The organism is Pseudovibrio axinellae (assembly GCF_900110875.1).
Lineage (GTDB): Bacteria > Pseudomonadota > Alphaproteobacteria > Rhizobiales > Stappiaceae > Pseudovibrio > Pseudovibrio axinellae.
This window is the reverse complement of record NZ_FOFM01000001.1, coordinates 619,719-637,794: the sequence shown is the minus strand read 5'-3', so window position 1 is coordinate 637,794 and position 18,076 is coordinate 619,719. Positions and strand designations below refer to the sequence as shown.

At 49.2% G+C, this 18,076-nt stretch carries 20 protein-coding genes and 2 tRNA genes; 17 read left to right on the top strand and 5 right to left on the bottom strand.

Features of this window, described 5'->3' with window-relative positions; genetic code table 11:
* Nucleotide 1: 1 nt before the first annotated feature.
* The 6 genes from BMZ51_RS02895 (at nt 2) to ccoS (ending at nt 5,684) form a co-directional block, all read left to right on the top strand.
* Nucleotides 2-160 carry a cbb3-type cytochrome c oxidase subunit 3 gene (locus BMZ51_RS02895; protein WP_068006192.1) on the top strand — a complete coding sequence of 53 codons (159 nt, stop codon included), beginning with the start codon at nt 2-4 and terminating at the stop codon, nt 158-160.
* Nucleotides 160-1,035: a cytochrome-c oxidase, cbb3-type subunit III gene (gene ccoP / locus BMZ51_RS02890; RefSeq protein WP_068006193.1), complete on the top strand. Its 876-nt coding sequence runs from the start codon at nt 160-162 to the stop codon at nt 1,033-1,035. The genes BMZ51_RS02895 and ccoP overlap by 1 nt, the downstream gene beginning before the upstream one ends.
* 169 nt (nt 1,036-1,204) lie before the next feature.
* Nucleotides 1,205-2,605, top strand: coding sequence for a cytochrome c oxidase accessory protein CcoG (gene ccoG / locus BMZ51_RS02885; RefSeq protein WP_068006399.1), 1,401 nt, complete (start codon nt 1,205-1,207; stop codon nt 2,603-2,605).
* 122 nt (nt 2,606-2,727) lie between these two features.
* Nucleotides 2,728-3,255 carry a FixH family protein gene (locus BMZ51_RS02880; protein ID WP_068006195.1) on the top strand — a complete coding sequence of 176 codons (528 nt, stop codon included), beginning with the start codon at nt 2,728-2,730 and terminating at the stop codon, nt 3,253-3,255.
* Between the two features lie 12 nt (nt 3,256-3,267).
* Entirely contained in the window at nt 3,268-5,487 is a 2,220-nt protein-coding gene (locus BMZ51_RS02875) for a cation-translocating P-type ATPase (RefSeq protein WP_068006196.1), read from the top strand.
* Between the two features lie 8 nt (nt 5,488-5,495).
* Nucleotides 5,496-5,684: a cbb3-type cytochrome oxidase assembly protein CcoS gene (gene ccoS / locus BMZ51_RS02870; RefSeq protein WP_068006198.1), complete on the top strand. Its 189-nt coding sequence runs from the start codon at nt 5,496-5,498 to the stop codon at nt 5,682-5,684.
* 123 nt (nt 5,685-5,807) lie between these two features.
* Here the strand turns inward: ccoS and hemA are convergent, their stop codons facing one another.
* Entirely contained in the window at nt 5,808-7,085 is a 1,278-nt protein-coding gene (hemA, locus tag BMZ51_RS02865; protein WP_068006199.1) for a 5-aminolevulinate synthase, read from the bottom strand.
* A 299-nt stretch (nt 7,086-7,384) separates the two neighbouring features.
* Here hemA and BMZ51_RS02860 point away from each other — a divergent pair, with 299 nt between their 5' ends.
* Nucleotides 7,385-7,894, top strand: coding sequence for a response regulator (locus tag BMZ51_RS02860; RefSeq protein ID WP_074881744.1), 510 nt, complete (start codon nt 7,385-7,387; stop codon nt 7,892-7,894).
* Nucleotides 7,895-7,977: 83 nt separating this feature from the next.
* On the opposite strand, the gene BMZ51_RS02855 is transcribed toward BMZ51_RS02860, so the two are convergent.
* The 3 genes from BMZ51_RS02855 to BMZ51_RS02845 all read right to left on the bottom strand — a co-directional run bounded on the left by BMZ51_RS02855 (nt 7,978) and on the right by BMZ51_RS02845 (nt 8,867).
* Nucleotides 7,978-8,160 carry a hypothetical protein gene (locus BMZ51_RS02855; RefSeq protein ID WP_068006202.1) on the bottom strand — a complete coding sequence of 61 codons (183 nt, stop codon included), beginning with the start codon at nt 8,158-8,160 and terminating at the stop codon, nt 7,978-7,980.
* Nucleotides 8,161-8,683: 523 nt separating this feature from the next.
* Nucleotides 8,684-8,758 (bottom strand) — tRNA-Thr (locus tag BMZ51_RS02850).
* Nucleotides 8,759-8,792: 34 nt separating this feature from the next.
* Nucleotides 8,793-8,867, bottom strand: a tRNA-Thr gene (locus BMZ51_RS02845).
* Between the two features lie 189 nt (nt 8,868-9,056).
* Here BMZ51_RS02845 and BMZ51_RS02840 point away from each other — a divergent pair.
* The 8 genes from BMZ51_RS02840 (at nt 9,057) to BMZ51_RS02805 (ending at nt 15,050) form a co-directional block, all read left to right on the top strand.
* On the top strand, nt 9,057-9,272 hold the full coding sequence (locus BMZ51_RS02840) for a hypothetical protein (RefSeq protein WP_068006204.1): 216 nt from the start codon (nt 9,057-9,059) through the stop codon (nt 9,270-9,272).
* Nucleotides 9,273-9,603: 331 nt separating this feature from the next.
* Nucleotides 9,604-10,893, top strand: coding sequence for a UDP-N-acetylglucosamine 1-carboxyvinyltransferase (gene murA, locus BMZ51_RS02835; protein WP_068006206.1), 1,290 nt, complete (start codon nt 9,604-9,606; stop codon nt 10,891-10,893).
* A gap of 206 nt (nt 10,894-11,099) precedes the next feature.
* Complete coding sequence (locus BMZ51_RS02830; protein WP_068006208.1) at nt 11,100-11,546, top strand: DUF2948 family protein; 447 nt, start codon at nt 11,100-11,102, stop codon at nt 11,544-11,546.
* Between the two features lie 126 nt (nt 11,547-11,672).
* Nucleotides 11,673-12,968, top strand: coding sequence for a histidinol dehydrogenase (gene hisD / locus BMZ51_RS02825; protein ID WP_068006210.1), 1,296 nt, complete (start codon nt 11,673-11,675; stop codon nt 12,966-12,968).
* 30 nt (nt 12,969-12,998) lie between these two features.
* Nucleotides 12,999-13,508 carry a UPF0262 family protein gene (locus BMZ51_RS02820; RefSeq protein WP_068006212.1) on the top strand — a complete coding sequence of 170 codons (510 nt, stop codon included), beginning with the start codon at nt 12,999-13,001 and terminating at the stop codon, nt 13,506-13,508.
* A 2-nt stretch (nt 13,509-13,510) separates the two neighbouring features.
* On the top strand, nt 13,511-13,942 hold the full coding sequence (locus tag BMZ51_RS02815; RefSeq protein WP_068006214.1) for an arsenate-mycothiol transferase ArsC: 432 nt from the start codon (nt 13,511-13,513) through the stop codon (nt 13,940-13,942).
* A gap of 170 nt (nt 13,943-14,112) precedes the next feature.
* Entirely contained in the window at nt 14,113-14,331 is a 219-nt protein-coding gene (infA, locus tag BMZ51_RS02810; RefSeq protein WP_008549604.1) for a translation initiation factor IF-1, read from the top strand.
* Between the two features lie 83 nt (nt 14,332-14,414).
* Nucleotides 14,415-15,050 carry a Maf family nucleotide pyrophosphatase gene (locus BMZ51_RS02805; protein WP_068006220.1) on the top strand — a complete coding sequence of 212 codons (636 nt, stop codon included), beginning with the start codon at nt 14,415-14,417 and terminating at the stop codon, nt 15,048-15,050.
* A gap of 113 nt (nt 15,051-15,163) precedes the next feature.
* On the opposite strand, the gene BMZ51_RS02800 is transcribed toward BMZ51_RS02805, so the two are convergent.
* On the bottom strand, nt 15,164-15,523 hold the full coding sequence (locus BMZ51_RS02800) for a hypothetical protein (protein ID WP_068006222.1): 360 nt from the start codon (nt 15,521-15,523) through the stop codon (nt 15,164-15,166).
* A gap of 328 nt (nt 15,524-15,851) precedes the next feature.
* Between BMZ51_RS02800 and yacG the strand changes: the two genes are divergently transcribed.
* Together yacG and BMZ51_RS02790 are read left to right on the top strand one after the other, a co-directional pair.
* Entirely contained in the window at nt 15,852-16,055 is a 204-nt protein-coding gene (gene yacG, locus BMZ51_RS02795; protein WP_082825624.1) for a DNA gyrase inhibitor YacG, read from the top strand.
* Between the two features lie 343 nt (nt 16,056-16,398).
* Nucleotides 16,399-17,997, top strand: a complete 1,599-nt coding sequence (locus BMZ51_RS02790; protein ID WP_068006226.1) for a bifunctional metallophosphatase/5'-nucleotidase — start codon at nt 16,399-16,401, stop codon at nt 17,995-17,997.
* Nucleotides 17,998-18,076 lie beyond the last annotated feature (79 nt).

Genomic DNA, 18,076 nt, shown 5'->3' with positions numbered 1-18,076 from the left:
GATGGACGCAACTTACACATCTCTTGCACACTTCGCGCAAACCGGCGGTTTGCTCTACTTCATGGCGATCTTTGCAGGTGTAGTTATCTACGCCTGCTGGCCAAGCAATAGTAAGCGCTTTGACGATGCTTCACAGGTCCCGCTTAGGGAGGATGATTAATGGCTGAGTACAAAAAGGAAATCGACCAGGTAACGGGTGTCGAAACCACAGGTCACGAATGGGACGGCCTGAAGGAACTCAACCACCCGCTCCCTAAGTGGTGGCTCTACATGTTCTACGCTTCCATAGTGTGGTCCGTGATCTACTGGGTGCTGATGCCAAGCTGGCCATTGGTCAATGGCTACACAAAGGGCCTTTTGGATTACAGTCAGCGCGCTGTTGTTACAGCAGAGTTCAATGCTGCTGAAGCTGAGCGTGCTGAAACCGGTAAGATGCTTCTGGAAGCATCTTTGGAAGAAATTCGTGACACGCCGGAATTGCTTGAGTTTGCTATGGCTCAGGGTAAGGTCGCATTTGGTGACAACTGCGCGCCTTGTCACGGCGCAGGTGCAACTGGTTTTGAAGGTTATCCAAATCTTCAAGATGACAGCTGGATCTGGGGCGGCGATCTCGACACGCTTGCGACAACCATCTCTTACGGTGTTCGTGCAGAACACGATGACACGCGTTATGCAGAAATGCCTGCATTTGGCCGGGATGAGATGCTTGAAAAAGACGAGATCATCCAAGTTGCTAACTATGTTGGTTCAGTAGCTGGTCTTCCAACGCGACAAGGTGTTGACCTTGAAGCAGGTAAAGTGGTTTACGAAGAAAACTGTGCTGCCTGTCATATGGAAGATGCAAAGGGTAGCACTGAAACAGGTTCTCCAAACCTGACTGCACCAACCTACCTTTATGGAAAATCTGTCGAAGATATCATTGCTCAGGTAGATGCACCACGTCACGGTGTTATGCCTGCATGGATTGACCGTCTGGGTGAAACAACAGTTAAATCACTGGCTGTGTACGTTCACTCTCTCGGTGGTGGTCAGTAAGATCTCTTAATTCTTTAAGATGACGAACAAGCGAGGACGCGCAAGTGTCCTCGCTTAATCTGCAAAAAGCACATCGCCAACTGAGGAAGACATTATGTCTAGCCAAGTTGAACCCATCGATAAAGAAGAAGATGATGCCTGGTTTGCGTCAGCGGCAAAAATTTACCCTATGGAGGTAAAAGGCCGGTTCCGCAAAATCAAATGGGCAATCCTTTTTGTTACCCTTGGAATCTATTATTTTACCCCGTTCCTTCGTTGGGACAGAGGGCCCTTGCTCCCCGATCAGGCCGTTCTGATCGATTTTGAGAGAAAAAGAGGTTATTTCTTCTTTCTCGAGATCTGGCCCCAGGAAGTGTATTATCTCACTGGTTTGCTCATCATTGCATCTGTTGCCTTGTTTTTGATGAATGCAATTGCAGGCCGCCTGTGGTGCGGATACCTTTGTCCGCAGACCGTTTGGACAGACCTGTTCCTTCGTGTTGAGAGCTTGATTGAGGGTGACCGCCGCAAGCGGATCGCGCTGGATAAACAGCCCTGGTCAGCCGAAAAAATCCTCAAAAAAGGAACGAAACACTTCCTTTGGCTGATGATAGCCTGGTGGACGGGCGGTGCTTGGGTTCTGTATTTTGCAGATGCTCCAACGCTTGTTCATGACCTTGCAACAGGTCAGGCAGCTCTGTCGGCTTACGTTTGGATCGGCATCCTTACTTTCACCACATACTCACTTGCAGGTCACATGCGCGAGCAGATCTGTGTGTATATGTGCCCATGGCCAAGAATTCAGGCAGCTCTCACAGATGAGCATGCACTCAACGTAACCTACCGTTACGATCGCGGTGAGCCACGTGGCCACCTCAAAGAGAGCCTGAAACGCGAGGAGGAGGGCCTGCCTGCTGGTGATTGTATCGACTGTAACCAATGTCTTTACGCATGTCCGACCGGCGTTGACATCCGCAAAGGTGCTCAGCTCGATTGTATTCAGTGCGGTCTGTGCATCGACGCATGTGATTCAATCATGGATAAGGTTGGTAAACCAACTGGATTGATCGCGTACGACACGGACCTCAACATTGAGCGCCGTGAAAAGGGGGAAACACCAGTTTACCGCCTGATCCGTCCGCGTACTGTTTTATACACGTTGATCATTGCCATGATTGCAGGTGTGATGCTGTACATGCAGCTTAACCGCTCCATGACAGGGCTGTCTGTCGTGCATGACCGTAACCCACTATACGTTCAGCAAAGTGATGGTTCATTCCGAAACGGCTATTCACTCCGTCTCTTGAACAAGCACAACAATGAACAGTCCTTCACCTTAAGCGTTGAAGGCATGCCAGCGGGTACGACTTTTGAGGTCGTCGGCATTCATCGGAATGATGAAGCTATTACAAACAAAACACAACTTAGTTTGTCTGTTGATGCTGATACCACTCGCTCAGTGCGCGCGCTTGTATTCTCACCAACCGGTGTTGATCTGCCAAACTCAAGAGCAATGAGCTTTAAGTTGGTTGATACCGAAACCGGTGAAACAACGGTAATTCATGATTTCTTCCGGGCGCCGGGAGAATAAGAGATACAAGTTGTAGAATTACCTAATTCAACTTGCGTGATAAGGGGTACGCCCCTTATCACTGGAACACCATAAAAGCGAAGCTCACCCCCATCCGTTGAGCCGCCAAAAAGGAGCAGGATATGACTATGGCCATCGATCAAAAGTCATCGCGCAAACCTCGGCAACTCACAGGCCGTATGGTTCTGTATCGCCTTATTGCATTCTTTGGTGTTATCGCTGCTATGAACGCAGTTATGATCTATATTGCGCTCGACACCTTCCCAGGCTTGGAAGTGGACAGCTCATATAAGGTTAGCCAGCGTTACAACAAAGAAATCGCCAATGCAAAAGCGCAGGCGGCGCTGAATTGGAATGTCGATGCAGCTATCGAGCGCAATGGTGATGGCTCCGCACATATCCGCGTACTTGCAGAAGACAAAACTGGCGCTGTTATCACCGGTGAGAGTGTCACCGTCAAACTGCACCGTCCAGCTATAACAGCAGCCGATCAAGACCTCATCTTATCAGAGCGTTCGGCCGGTGAGTATGTGGCTAACCTATCCAATCTTGGAGCTGGACATTGGAATGTGGTGGTTGAGATTGCTGACCCAAGCGATAAGTCATTTCCCATCTTCCGTTCCAAAAATAAGATTTTCTTCGCTGAATAAGGCGGTATTGATATGTCTGCGCCTGAAAGCGATTGGGCTGCATTCGTAACAGATACCGGCAATGGCAAGGCTCATATGGACCTTGCGGTTGATGGTATTACGTGTGCTGCATGTATGTATGAGATCGAGCGTGGCCTTCGAAAGCTGGATGGCGTTGAAAACGCGCGCGTAAACTTATCCTCTCACAGACTAGCAGTCGACTGGGATGAGCAAACGACAAGCCCGGCTCCGATTGTCGAACTACTGCAACATCTGGGGTATAAAGCTTATCCATTTGACCCTGCACAGGTAAAGTCGCGTGGCGATGCTGTTGGCAAAGAAATACTGAGAGCACTGGCTGTTTCGGGATTTGCCGCAATGAACATTATGTTGCTATCCATTTCTATCTGGTCAGGCAACACGACGGACATTGACCCTGAAACACGTTCCTTCTTTCACTGGATTTCAGCGCTGATTGCTCTGCCAACAGTCGTGTATTCTGGGCGTATCTTCTTTCGCAGCGCATATATGGCCGTCAAGACCGGGCGCCTGAACATGGACGTCCCGATTACGATCGGCGTGTTACTGGCAACGGGACTATCGATCTGGCAAACAATTCAGGAAGCAGAGCACGCGTATTTTGATAGCGCCGTTATGCTGCTGTTTTTCTTACTTGTTGGTCGCTATTGCGACCATCTAATGCGGCGCAAGACACGTTCTTTTGCAGAAAACCTGGCAACGCTCAAGGCTGAAAGTGCTGCAAAAATCCTGGAGGATGGAAGTACGCAGAACGTGCCTCTGTCGAAACTGACTGCTGGAGACCGGGTTCTGGTCAGAGCTGGCGAACGTATTTCCGTTGATGGCAGAATCTCCACAGGGACATCCGAAGTAGATCAAAGCCTTGTGACTGGTGAAACGCTGTTGCAGTCAGTCCAGCAAGGCGACCTGGTCTATGCCGGGACCATGAACACCCATGGTGTGTTGGAGATCGAAGTCACTGCAGCGGTGAAGGGGACGTTGCTTGACGAAGTTAATAGTCTGCTTGAAACGGCGATGGAAGGTCGTTCCAAATATGTTCAGGTAGCTGACCGTGCTTCACAATTGTATGCCCCTGTCGTTCACGCAGCTGCTCTTCTGACTTTCATTGGCTGGGTCGTGATGGGTATGGACTGGCAAACAGCCATGGTCATCTCGATCTCTGTACTCATCATAACTTGTCCCTGCGCTCTCGGCCTTGCAATTCCGGCTGTACAAGTTGTAGCAAGCGGCCTGTTCTTTAAAGAACGAGTTCTCTTGAATGCAGGCGACGCTATTGAGCGATTGGCGAGTGTAGATACTATCGTATTTGATAAAACCGGGACGCTCACACTCCCCGATGCGACGCTTTCAAAAAAACATGGACTGTCCGCAGACCAGCTTGAGCTGGCTGGGCGATTAGCGCTTTCATCCTCGCATCCATTGTCCCAGGCGATTGCAAGAGCGACGGGTGCTCAGCACATCCTGTCAGATGTAAAAGAAATTGCGGGCAGGGGTGTTGAGGCTGTGGTAGATGGGCGCGCCGTAAAGCTGGGGTCTCCAGCGTTCTGTGGCGTCTCGGATGTACAGTTGAACGAGATGAGAACACAAAGGCCAGATGCCTCATTCGTTGCTTTCCAAGAGGGTAGTGAACCAGCAACGCTGCTTCCTGTTGGCCAGTTTATGCGCGAAAAGGCAACGGAGACGATCCAGCAATTAAGAGATGCTGGTTATAATCTGGAGATCCTGAGCGGTGATCATACTGGCGCGGTGAAGTATGCAGCAGATATGTTGCAGGTAGCGGATTGGAAAGCCAACCTTAAACCGCAGGATAAAATCGACCGTATTGAAGCGCTCAAGGCGCAGGGACGTAAAGTTCTGATGGTAGGCGATGGGCTCAATGATGCACCTTCGCTTGCGGCAGCAAATGTGTCTATGTCACCGGTTTCGGCTGTGCACGTCAGTCAGGCCGCAGCTGATGCCATCTTCATGGGGGATAGTCTCACCCCAGTTATGAGCGCTCTCAACATTTCACGCAAAGCGCGCTGGGTCATGAACCAAAACCTGATCATTTCCGTGATCTATAATTTGTTGGCGGTGCCTTTCGCGGTGCTTGGTTTTGTCACACCCCTTGTTGCGGCCTTGGCTATGTCGGGTTCTTCTATTATCGTTACTTTAAATGCAGTACGCCTGCGCATGATTGCAGGTGCCTCAACGCAGCCCAATGAAAAGGCCTGAGCAGAACTATGGAAGTCTTGATCTACCTAATTCCTATTGCACTGGTTCTCGGTGGTGCCGGTCTGGTTGCATTCTTATGGTCCCTTCGTTCGGGACAATATGATGATATGGAAGGGCCGAAGTGGCGTATTCTCGATGATGGTGACCTGCAAGAAAACAGCGCACCTGTTGAAGCTGCAAAGCGCAAGGTTTCCTGAACGAGGCTATCACGTAAAGCGATAGCATGAAGCTCGTTACGCGAGGGCTGCGTTTCTATTTCAGCTTACCATACAAAAAGGCCGGCAAATCTGCCGGCCTTTTTGCATTATATGTGTCAGCACTTAACCGCCAGCGAACTGATAAACCGCTTGTCCTTTTGCGCCATCCACTTCGTCCTCGGCCGGAGCGTCAGTAAATGGTAGGCCCAATGTCTGCCAAACATCGACCAGCGCGTCTCGCAGATGATCAATCAATGCATCATTGTGTACCGGACCTGGTGTAATACGCAGACGTTCGGTGCCGCGTGGTACGGTCGGGTAGTTGATCGGCTGGATGTAGATGCCATGCTTATCAAGCAAGAGATCTGTAGCCTGTTTACACAGATCAGGGTCAGCAACCAGTACTGGGATGATGTGTGTCTCAGAAGGCATGACAGGCAGGCCTGCTGCGCTCAGAACGTCCTTAGTACGCTGCGCCTGACGCTGCTGACCATCACGCTCAGCACCGGATTCTTTCAGGTGTCTGATGGATGCCGTTGCAGCAGCTGCGAGCCCAGGAGGAATTGCAGTGGTGAAGATGAAGCCAGGAGCGTAGGAGCGAACGGCATCAATGATGGTCTGCGAGGCGGTGATATAACCACCCATAACACCGAAGGCTTTGGCAAGCGTGCCTTCAATAATGTCAATACGATCCATGACGTCGTCGCGTTCACAAATGCCCGCGCCGCGTGAGCCGTACATACCTACTGCATGCACTTCATCAATGTAGGTCATGGCGTTGTATTTGTCAGCAAGGTCAGCAATACGCTCAATTGGAGCAACGTCGCCGTCCATTGAATAGACAGATTCAAACACAATTAGTTTTGCGCGATCATTACCAGCCGCTTTGAGCAAGTCTTCAAGGTGCTCTAGATCGTTGTGGCGCCAGACTTGTTTTGAAGTGCCTGCCCCGCGAACGCCCGCAATCATGGAAGCGTGGTTCAGCTGGTCAGAAAGAATAAGACAATCTGGGAGCAACTTTGCGATGGTTGAAATGGACGCCTCATTAGAAACAAAACCGCTGGAGAACACCAGAGCACTTTCTTTCCCGTGCAGGTCTGCGAGTTCTTCCTCAAGCATGACCAGGGGATAGTTCGTGCCAGAAATGTTCCGGGTGCCGCCAGCGCCAGCGCCCATGCGCTGAACAGTCTCTGTCATCGCGTCGATAACTTTAGGGTGCTGCCCCATCCCAAGGTAGTCGTTGGAACACCAAATGACGATTTCACGAAGGTTTTGATTTTCTTTACGCCACAGAGCGTGTGGGTGGCGCCCTGCAATGCGTTCCAGATTAGCAAATACTCGGTACCGCTTCTCACCCTTCAAAGAAGCAATCGCTTCATCGAAGATATTTTGGTAGTCCATTTTTTGCCCCTTACTATTGCGGCGGTATTGTATGGCGATATTTTAGAGTTAGCCTAAACTTAGCGATAAACCTTAGTGCTGTCGCAGGACACATTGACGCGGTCCTTAATTTAGCGGATTTATCAAAGGATATTTTCAGTTAACGCCTATCAGCCTATATAACGTAGAGATGGTCTTTGACATAGATCTATAATCGGCCAGTCTTGCAATTTGTTATGTTCTCTGCCACACCTTGTAACTATTAACTGAATTTCTGTTCTAATTAATTGGGTTGCACCAAGTGACCGGGGCTTAATTGCGTGAGTATTGACCTGTCATCCCTATCGTTTTTGGTGGTAGAAGATAGCGCCTATATGCGCACTATTCTACGCACTATGCTCCAAAGTTTTGGGGTTAGAAAGATAATTGAAGCTGAGGATGGAGCTTCAGGTCTTGAAGCCATGGATCGGGCCAATCCAGATATTTTGATTCTGGATTGGGTTATGCCAATTCTCGACGGCGCTGAGATGGTGCGTATGATCCGCACTCCGAACAACCCTTATGCATACATCCCCATCATCATGGTCACAGCGCATACAGAACGTAGCCGTATCATTGAGGCAAGAAAACTTGGCATCCATGAGTTGTTGTGCAAGCCTATTTCGGCCAAATCGCTGTACCAACGCATCGCATCAATTATCCTGCAACCAAGAGATTTTGTGAAATCTGCGGGCTACTTTGGGCCAGCGCCGCGCGAAGTGCGCGGTCACAAAAAGAATTGGGACGGAAATAGGCTTTTGTCAGAAACCAATGTAGCCACAATGATTTAAGGTTGCTTTGGTGTCTCGCTTTAAGCTGCACAATGTCTAATGATGAAAGCCAGCACCGCCGCTAATAATGGTGGTAAATGCACTTAGAGTTCGTAAAGTGCCTCAGCTGCGCTTTCCCACTTTTCTGAGGGAAGGCTGGAAACCAGCCGTATAAGCTTGGCAAACTCCATCTCTTCAAGTTGGTAGCGGAGCATTTGCAATTCTGCTGCCGAAAACCGTCCTGTTGCGGTTGATGGAATATCCGTTTCGATGACTGCCTGTTCCATTTTCATCTCCTGAGCCTCCACTAAAATGAAAATATTTGGACCTCTGCGTGGTCTTGCACACAGATGCGCTCGGAGGGCATACCCTCTTTCCCTGTTCCGTCAGAAACGGTTACGTGGAAAACTACCCCAATATGCCCCCAAAGACCTCAGTAAGGTCGCAGGAGATCCCACATAAGTAAACCAACCCAAAGATGAAATGTGGTTGAAATGTGTTCCACTGTTTCGAGGTAGCATTGACGCAGGGTCAGGTTAAAAATGAACAAAGAATAGTAGAATTTTATTTCAATATTCTGCATCTATATGCGGTTTATTGAATTTTTGTTCTACATCAATGTAAAATGATCGATAAAATAGCGCAATCAGCTGGCGAGGCAAGATCACCACAGCAGCCTTGGCTGGGAATGTATTCACCGCAGAGTTGTAATTAATTTGGGCGGCGAAGCTCTATAGAAAGCTCATCAACACATGCGACCAGCAAAAACGAAGGCTAGAAGCCTCTGGAGCAAATAGATTTGAGAAGGACTGGTGCTGCCGGAGAGATTTGAACTCTCGACCTCTCCCTTACCAAGGGAGTGCTCTACCCCTGAGCTACGGCAGCATACCGAAAATTTGCCAACGCGTTAGAAGGAAAATGGTGCTGCCGGAGAGATTTGAACTCTCGACCTCTCCCTTACCAAGGGAGTGCTCTACCCCTGAGCTACGGCAGCATCGTATAACGTGAAGCATTCAAGAGCTTCAACTTTCTTCTAAAACCGCGTTCATTGCAACGAGGTAAACGTCCTGTGGGCGCTGCCCTCAGAACGAGGAGGCTTATGTCATAACCTTTTTAAACCTGCAAGGGCTTTTGTTGGCAGTTCTGTGGAAACTGATTGCCATAGTGAAATGAGAGTATTGCCATGTACTTGCCCTATGTGAAGACACTTGGCTTCATTCCGCTCCTCGTGTACCAGTTAGGTATGACAGATTCAAAGAAAACCGAAAGTTCGGATACGACTTCAAAGTCCACCGCGAAGCCTAAAGGTGATCCTAAAGCTGAGCGGTTAGCTGAAGCATTGCGCGCAAATCTGCGTCGCAGGAAACAAGCTGCGAAGCGAAGTGCAGACGAAAAGTAGGGTGCGTCAACACCGCACCATCTTCAAGATAATGGCGTTAAGTAAAAATCTAGCATTTTTCATTAAACTTGAGAGAGCCTGAAATCATGGCGTAAACTGAATGGGTTGGGTATGTTGCTGCGTGGTGAACCTTGTAGCACCTGTTGAAAGCGAAATATCAGCAGGATCTACTGGGGAAAACCGGGGGCGATGAAACAACGCGGGAAAGCCGCCTTGCTTATGCCATAACCCTAATGTTAGTTGGCACAATCAATTCCTTTCGAAAATTGTGTTTCAGTCAACAGGTCTTCTCGGGCTAATACCTGCGGGTTTTTATTGGGGTAGTAGAAGTATGGACAAAATTCGTATTGTTGGTGGCAATCCGCTAAATGGTGTTATTCCGATCTCAGGCGCGAAGAACGCAGCGCTGCCTTTGATGATCTCATCGCTGCTTTGCGATGATACGCTGACACTGGAGAATGTGCCCCGCTTACGTGATGTTGCACTTCTTACCCAGATTCTTTCCAATCATGGCTTAGATTACTCAGTGGACGGAAAGCGCGCTGGTCAAGATACGATGACTGGGCAAACCATCCATCTGAATGCAAGCAACATTGTTGATACAACAGCTCCTTATGAGCTGGTATCCAAAATGCGCGCGAGCTTCTGGGTGATTGGTCCGTTGTTGGCGCGCATGCATAATGCTCGGGTATCACTACCAGGTGGCTGCGCCATCGGCACCCGTCCTGTTGATTTCTTCATTGATGGTCTGAAAGCGCTCGGCGCTGAGATTGATATGGATCGCGGCTATGTAAAAGCTGAAGCAAAAGGTGGGCTGAAAGGCGGACGTGTTGTCTTCCCGAAAGTCTCTGTAGGCGCAACTCACACAGTTATGATGGCAGCAACCTTGGCAAAAGGTGAGAGTGTCATCGAAAATGCTGCACGTGAGCCTGAAGTAACCGACTTGGCAAACTGTTTGATTGGTATGGGCGCTAAAATTGAAGGCGCAGGAACTGATACCATCCATATTCAGGGCGTAGACCGTTTGGGTGCACACCGTCACCCAGTTATTCCTGACCGTATTGAAACCGGCACCTATGCAATGGCAGTTGCTATGACGGGTGGCGAAGTCACGTTGGAAGGCGCGCGCGGCGATCTGCTGGAAAGCGCTTTGGATATCCTGCGCCAGACTGGTACGGAAATTACCGAAACCAACATGGGCTTGAAGATCCGCCGTAACGGAGCGGGCATCAACCCGGTTGATATCTCGACAGAACCATTCCCGGGTTTCCCGACGGATCTGCAGGCGCAGTTTATGGCGCTTATGACCCGCTCTAAGGGTGTGAGTAAGATCACAGAAAACATCTTTGAAAACCGCTTTATGCACGTTCAGGAACTTGCGCGCCTAGGCGCTAAGATCACTATGGACGGGCAGGTTGCGTCCATTGAAGGTGTTGAAACACTTCGCGGAGCGCAGGTTATGGCAACCGATTTGCGCGCCTCAGTTTCTCTGGTCATTGCAGGCCTTGCTGCCGAAGGGGAAACCACAGTTAGCCGCGTTTATCACCTGGATCGTGGCTTTGAACGTTTGGAAGATAAACTCTCCCGTTGTGGTGCGGTGATTGAGCGTATATCGGCTTAACTAATCTTCAACTTGAGATTTTAAACCCGGTCTGTTTTCAGTCCGGGTTTTTTCATGGAGAAAATCTCAAAGAACATGAAACGTATTGCAATGCTTGAAATCCGACTTCTTCACTCATAGATGTTTTGCTGTAAATTGTCGTAATAATAAGGAAGCCTCGCCCATGTAATTGGTGCGTGGGCTCAGTAATTTTTCAAGGAACCAATATGGAACAGGTCAAACCGATGAAGTTGATGGCACTGGATCAGGAGGATTTGCAGATCATCTCTTCCTTGGTGCAGGATAGTGTTCTAAAGCTGGCGGATATCAAGTACTTACCTGCTGAGCGTCGTTTGGTTCTTACAATGAACCGATACCTCTGGGAAACCAACGCCAGCAACCAGAAGAAAAGAATGCGGGCGCGTTCAGTCCTTTCAATATCTCGTGTAGATGCCGTCAAAGCCCAAAATATCAATCAGGCAAACGATGATATGGTCTTATCTCTGCTTTGTGTGCTGTTTGAGGAAACAAATGCTCCTGCTGGTCAGTTGAAGCTTGAGTTTTCCGGTGGGGCTGCTATTGCAGCGAATATCGAATGTATTGAAGCGCAGCTGGCAGACTTGGGTGCTGTTTGGGAAGCCGAAAGCAAACCTGAACATAACCTGGAAGGCTAATTGGAAAGCTCGGGATAGTTTCGTAAAATCCCTCTGCAACCTTTTAGTTTAGACAGCATATTGAAGATACAAAACAACTTTTCGGGAAAATAAGCCCGGGTACTAACGTAAATTGGGAACGATCAAGTGGCTATAAAGCTCTCCTCAAAGTCTGAAGGTTTCGAAGATGAAATTCGTACCCTGCTTGGAAGCAAGCGGGAAACTTCAGAGGATGTGGATCATATCGTACGTGACATTCTGAAAGATGTTGAAACACGCGGCGATGCAGCTGTGCTCGAATATACCAATAAATTTGACCGCATGGCGGCCACGTTGATGGGTGAGCTACAAGTAACTGAAGCAGAAATCGAGGCCGCTGTTGCTCAAATTCCTGCGCAAACACTAGAAGCTTTACAGCTTGCTCATGATCGTATTCGTTCCCACCATCAAAAGCAGTTGCCAGAAAGCTACACCTATAAGGATGCGATTGGTGTTGAACTGGGCGGAATATGGACTGCCGTTGAGGCGGTAGGTGTTTATGTACCCGGTGGTCTGGCAAGTTATCCATCCTCAGTTTTGATGAATGTGGTGCCAGCAAAGGTTGCAGGTGTGGAGCGGATTGTGATGGTTGTTCCAAGTCCGGACAACGTGCTCAACCCGCTTGTTCTTGCAGCTGCAAAAATGGCGGGCGTCTCTGAAATCTACCGGATTGGCGGAGCTCAGGCCATTGGCGCATTGGCGTATGGGACGCAGACGGTTGATCCAGTTTCAAAGATCGTCGGTCCTGGCAATGCCTATGTCTCGGCTGCAAAGCGACGAGTGTTTGGAACTGTTGGTATCGATATGATTGCCGGCCCCTCCGAGATTCTTGTTGTTGCTGACAAGAACAATAACCCTGACTGGGTTGCGGTAGACCTTCTGTCGCAAGCCGAGCATGACCCTGTTGCGCAAGCCATTTTGATAACGGACAGCACCGAGCTTGCTCACGATGTTGCGAAGGCTGTTGAGCGGCAGCTTTCTACACTCCCGCGCGCAGAGGTTGCGCGACAGAGCTGGAATGACTTTGGAGCCATTATTACTGTCGATAATCTGGACGATGCGATGGTATTGTCCAACCGCTTTGCTCCAGAGCACCTTGAGCTGTGTGTTGACGACCCTGATGCGCTTTTACCAAAGATGAGAAATGCAGGCGCTGTTTTCGTGGGTCGCTATACTCCAGAAGCTATTGGTGACTATGTCGGTGGTTCCAATCACGTTTTGCCAACAGCGCGCTCTGCTCGCTTTTCTTCAGGACTGTCAGTGCTGGAATTTGTAAAGAGAACCTCACTTTTGCGGTGTAACCCTGAAAACCTGGCACAAATTGGCCCGGCAGCGGTCACATTGGCAGAGGTGGAAGGCCTGCAGGCGCATGGACGCTCGGTGTCTATTCGTTTAAATCACTAGTCGCTTGATCAATACGGAAAAGATCGCTTGATGAACAAGGAAGTCCCTGTAAACGAAGAACAGAGACAACAAGGAGGTGAACGCCTCTTTGAAGTAGTCCTTGATTCCGATTCCATCGTTCGCGCTGATAAAGACGTTGAACGGGAACGTAAAATTGCGATCTTTGATTTGGTAGAGGACAATCGGTTCTCCCCTGATGGACCCGATTTGGGACCGTATCGACTTGATCTGGCGATGATCAGACGAAAACTCGTGTTAGGTATTCGAGATGAGATGGGGAGTGAAATTGCGACCCATATTCTCTCTCTCACGCCTTTTCGAAAAATCATCAAAGATTACTTCATTATTTGTGAGAGCTACTATGATGCCATTCGAAGCGCCTCTCCTAAGCAGATAGAGGCTATCGATATGGGGCGGCGTGGTTTGCACGACGATGGCGCCTCTATATTAGAGGACCGCCTGAAAGGAAAAATCACAATCGACCATCAAACCGCCCGTCGTCTGTTTACGCTTATTTGCGCTTTGCAGCATCGGGGTTAAGCATGGCCGAGTTGAAGTCACGGCCCAGTTCAATCCTGTTTATTTGTAGAATGAACGCCGTACGCTCTCCAATGGCAGAAGGATTAATCAACCTTCTGTACCCAAAGCAGGTGTATACGCGCTCCTGTGGCGTGTTTGCTGGTGAAAGAGATCCATTCGTTGACTCTGTGATGGACGAAGTTGGTATGGATATAACCGATCACCAACCAAAAACATTTGAGGATTTGGCTGAGGATGGCTTCGACCTTATGGTAACACTTGCGCCGGAAGCGCACCACATGGCATTGGAGTTGACCCGCACGCAATCGGTTGATGTTGAGTACTGGCCGACGATTGATCCAACAGTTGCAACTGGCAGTCGTTCGCAGATAATGGACGCCTACAGAGCTGTTCGTGATACCCTCAAGCGAAAGATTGAACAGCGCATGGACTAAGGTACTGAAAGAGCTCTCAGCGTGGCTCTGCATGTGTTTTCCACCCAAAACAAGGAATATCCGGTAAAACTCGTGAAACTGCCCTCCAAGAAATGGTGGTAGCCTGTTCACTTTTGGCGAGTTATCCGGTAGGTTCCGCGAAAATTCCATTTAACAAATCAGGAATCCTAATGGCTAAAGAAGAAATGCTGGAGTTTCCAGGCGTCGTCGTCGAACTCCTTCCAAATGCGACTTTTCGTGTGAAACTGGAAAATGATCACGAAATCATCGCACACACAGCTGGTCGTATGCGTAAGAACCGTATTCGTGTTTTGGCTGGCGATAAGGTGCTCGTGGAAATGACACCATACGACCTGACCAAGGGCCGTATCACATATCGCTACAAGTAAACGAACTGCTGAGCGTGGGTTCGCCTTAATGAACCTGCCTTGGTTAAGTCTTGGTTTGTAGATCTATCGGGGAACTGGAACAAATGACCAAAGAACTGCCGTTGGTACTGGCCTCAGGGTCTCCGCGTCGTCTGGCGTTACTTCAGCAGATTGGTATTGAACCGGATTTCCTCCTGCCTGCAGACATTGATGAGACGCCTGTGCGTGGGGAAAGCCCGCGTGCACTGGCGCAAAGACTTGCTCGTGGGAAAGCCGCAGTGGCGCGCGTTCTGATCGATCGCGATGAAGAAAAAGCGCATTCCATTATTCTGGGATCCGACACAGTTGTTGCTGTCGGGCGTCGCATTCTCCCTAAAGCTGAGAGCAAGGAGCAGGCAAATGTTTGTCTGCAATTGCTCTCCGGGCGTATGCATAGGGTTTACACTGGGGTTTGTGTGAATATGCCTGATGGTGTAGTGCGCACAAAACTGGTGGAAACGCGTGTACGCTTCCGTCGGTTGTCCTCGCAGGACACCGAAAAGTATCTCGCCTCAGGCGAATGGCGCGGCAAGGCAGGCGGATACGCCATTCAGGGCCTTGCTGGGGCGTTTATAGCACGTGTGATAGGTTCTTACCCAAGTGTGGTCGGCCTGCCGCTGCTGGAGACCGCAAGCCTTTTGCAGTCCGCTGGCTACCCAACGCAGAAAGCTTGGGATGAAGACGCAGTGCCAGCTGCGTGAGCATAATGCGTTAAAGCGTTTTTCTACAAGAGGCCCCAGAGTTCTCGATGGGGTCTTGCTGCAAGTACGAAGATCTAAGGCCGCTTGATCGTGCACGCTAAGCGTAAACGGCCTTAACGTGCAAAGCCTCCTACCGTTTTAACATATCGCGGCGAGAAACTTGCAAGGGCGTTTCGCAGTTCTTGGCTAGGCTTGCCATAAACCGTCATGGATGTGGGCTGAAGCGTGTCCATGAATTGCTGTGCATACGTGTTTGAAAACCAGGTGAGATGTAACATAGCAGCGTTACTATCGCGAAAGTTTGTGAAGATTTCGCAGGATTGCCCATCCTCATACAAATACCAGACATAGGCAGTGGTATCGGTCTGCATTGCTTGAGCCGCTTTAACCATCTCAACCATAAGGCCTTCAAAAACCTTAGGTTGTGCAGTCGCCAGACGCGCTGTGAGGATCCAAGAGACTTCATCGTTCATTGTACGCTTTCCCGGTTATCGCAGAAACTGCTGGTTCCCTAGCGATATTGAAGTGTCTGCCTGAAAGTAATCTTAGTCCGAACTTAAACTGCTGAAAAGTTGTTTGCACCTAGCCTGACCAACATCTTAGAATTAGGTTACAATATCTCGCTGTGAAGACGACATCAGTATATTTTACTTCAATGCCGATAAAGTCCAGCGAAATGGCCATACTTTATCTCTTGATGTCCTGCAGGTTTCTGGATAGAGCCACTACAGGAAGGCACCTTGAGACAGATAGGTGCACACTTAACGTCCGCACTGGAAATGCAAAGAGTTGAGAGACGCTATGAAAAAGCCAACAACCAAGCAGGGCGCGTGCCCAATCTGCGATAAACCAACGCAACAGGCCTCTCAGCCATTTTGCTCTGAAAGGTGTAGGCAGGTCGATCTCAACAACTGGTTGAGTGGCAATTATTCAGTGCCCGCTGTTGAGGAAGAGCTATCTGAAAATGATATTTCTGACTTAGAAAATTCACGTATTTTGAATTGAGAAATTGGGGATAAATATTTCTAGAATCTGAAGAATTTTCGATTAATTTGCGCTGTTTTATTATGAAATTTGGTCGTGATAATTGAGCCAACAATTTGATATATTAAAAGAAATCTCAACAATGCCGAACGTGTACAAGGGAGTGAAATAGGGGAGCGATTATATAGTCGGGCCCTGAAATTATTTTCAATTAGGTAGCGAATTATATCCACTTTAGTCTTGTGCCTGTCACCGTTATGGGCAATTGTACCGGGCGTGATCTTGGGAGGTTTGCGCAGATATTGAGATTCTCGCGTAGCCGTCCTGTTAAATTGCTTGGGGCAATTGAAAAAAGGCAAGACCTATGAAAAAGCATCTCTTAGGCGCAACAGCGCTCTTTGTGACCTTGGGCGTATCTGCGCCAGCAATGGCAGACTTCGATCTGACCATTTTGCATACGAATGATTTCCATTCTCGCATCGAGCCAATCAACAAGTATGATTCAAATTGTTCTGCAAAGGATGATGCTGCTGGCAAGTGTTTGGGTGGCACTGCTCGCTTGGAAACAGCTGTTCAAGAACGCCGCGCTGCAGCGGAAAACTCCATCCTCGTAGATGGTGGTGATCAGTTCCAAGGTTCTTTGTTTTACACTTACTACAAGGGTAAAGCAGCTGCTGAGTTCATGAACGCTCTGCGTTACGATGCAATGACAGTTGGCAATCACGAATTTGACGATGGCCCAGAAGTTCTTCGTGGCTTCATGGACGCTGTTGAGTTCCCAGTGCTTTTGGCAAATGCTGACGTTTCCAAAGAAGCAAAGCTTGTAGACGTTCTTATGCCAACCACAATCGTAGAGCGTGGCGGCGAGAAGATCGGCTTGATCGGCCTGACACCAGATGACACTGCAGAGCTGGCAAGCCCAGGCAAGCACGTACATTTCTTTGATCCTGTAAAAGCTGCGACAACACAAGTTGCAAAACTGCAGGCCGAAGGCGTGAACAAGATCGTTGTCCTTTCTCACTCCGGTTACAATGTAGACCAGGAAGTTGCAGCAGCTGTTGATGGCATCGACGTCATTGTTGGCGGTCACACCAACACCTACCTGTCCAACACTTCTGACCGCGCTGAAGGTCCTTACCCAACATGGGTAACATCTCCAAACGGTAAGAAAACTGCAATCGTGTCTGCCTACGCCTACGGTAAGTTCCTGGGAGAGCTGAACGTAAAGTTTGACGACAACGGTGACGTGATTGAAGCAACTGGTGAGCCAATCATCATGGATGCCAAGATCGCTGAGAACGAGCAGATCAAAGCACGTATCGCTGAGCTGGCTGGCCCACTTGACGAAATCCGTACCGAAATCGTTGGCGCGACGACAGCAGCTGTTGATGGTGACCGCAAATCCTGCCGCGCTCGTGAGTGCGAGATGGGTGTTCTTGTTGCTGATGCAATGTTGGCAGCAGGCAAAGAACACGGCGTAGAAATCGTGATCACCAACGGTGGTGGTTTGCGTGCGTCCATCGATGCTGGCGAAGTAACCATGGGCGAAGCTCTGGCAGTACTTCCATTCCAGAACACTCTGGCGACTTTCGAACTTCAGGGTAAGTTCATCAAGGACGCTCTGGAAAACGGTCTGTCTAAGATTGAAGAAGGTGGCGGTCGCTTCCCACAGGTAGCTGGCTTGAAGTTCGCCTTTGACGCTTCCAAACCTGCTGGCGAACGTATCGTTGAAGTAACACTTGCTGACGGCTCTGCAATTGATGCAGACAAAGTCTACAAGCTTGCAACCAACAACTACGTTCGTAATGGTGGTGATGGCTACAAAGTCTTCGCGACTGAAGGTAAAAACGCATACGACTTTGGCCCAGGCCTTGAGTTCGTACTTGCAAACTACCTCAAAGCACATGACGGTGCGTACCAGCCTATGCTTGCTGGCCGCATCACTGATGCAACAGCAAAATAAGCAGCTTTTGCTTAGCTGACGAGTTTAAGCCGGAGGCAATCGCCTCCGGCTTTTTTTGCGCGTCGCTATTAGATAGCTA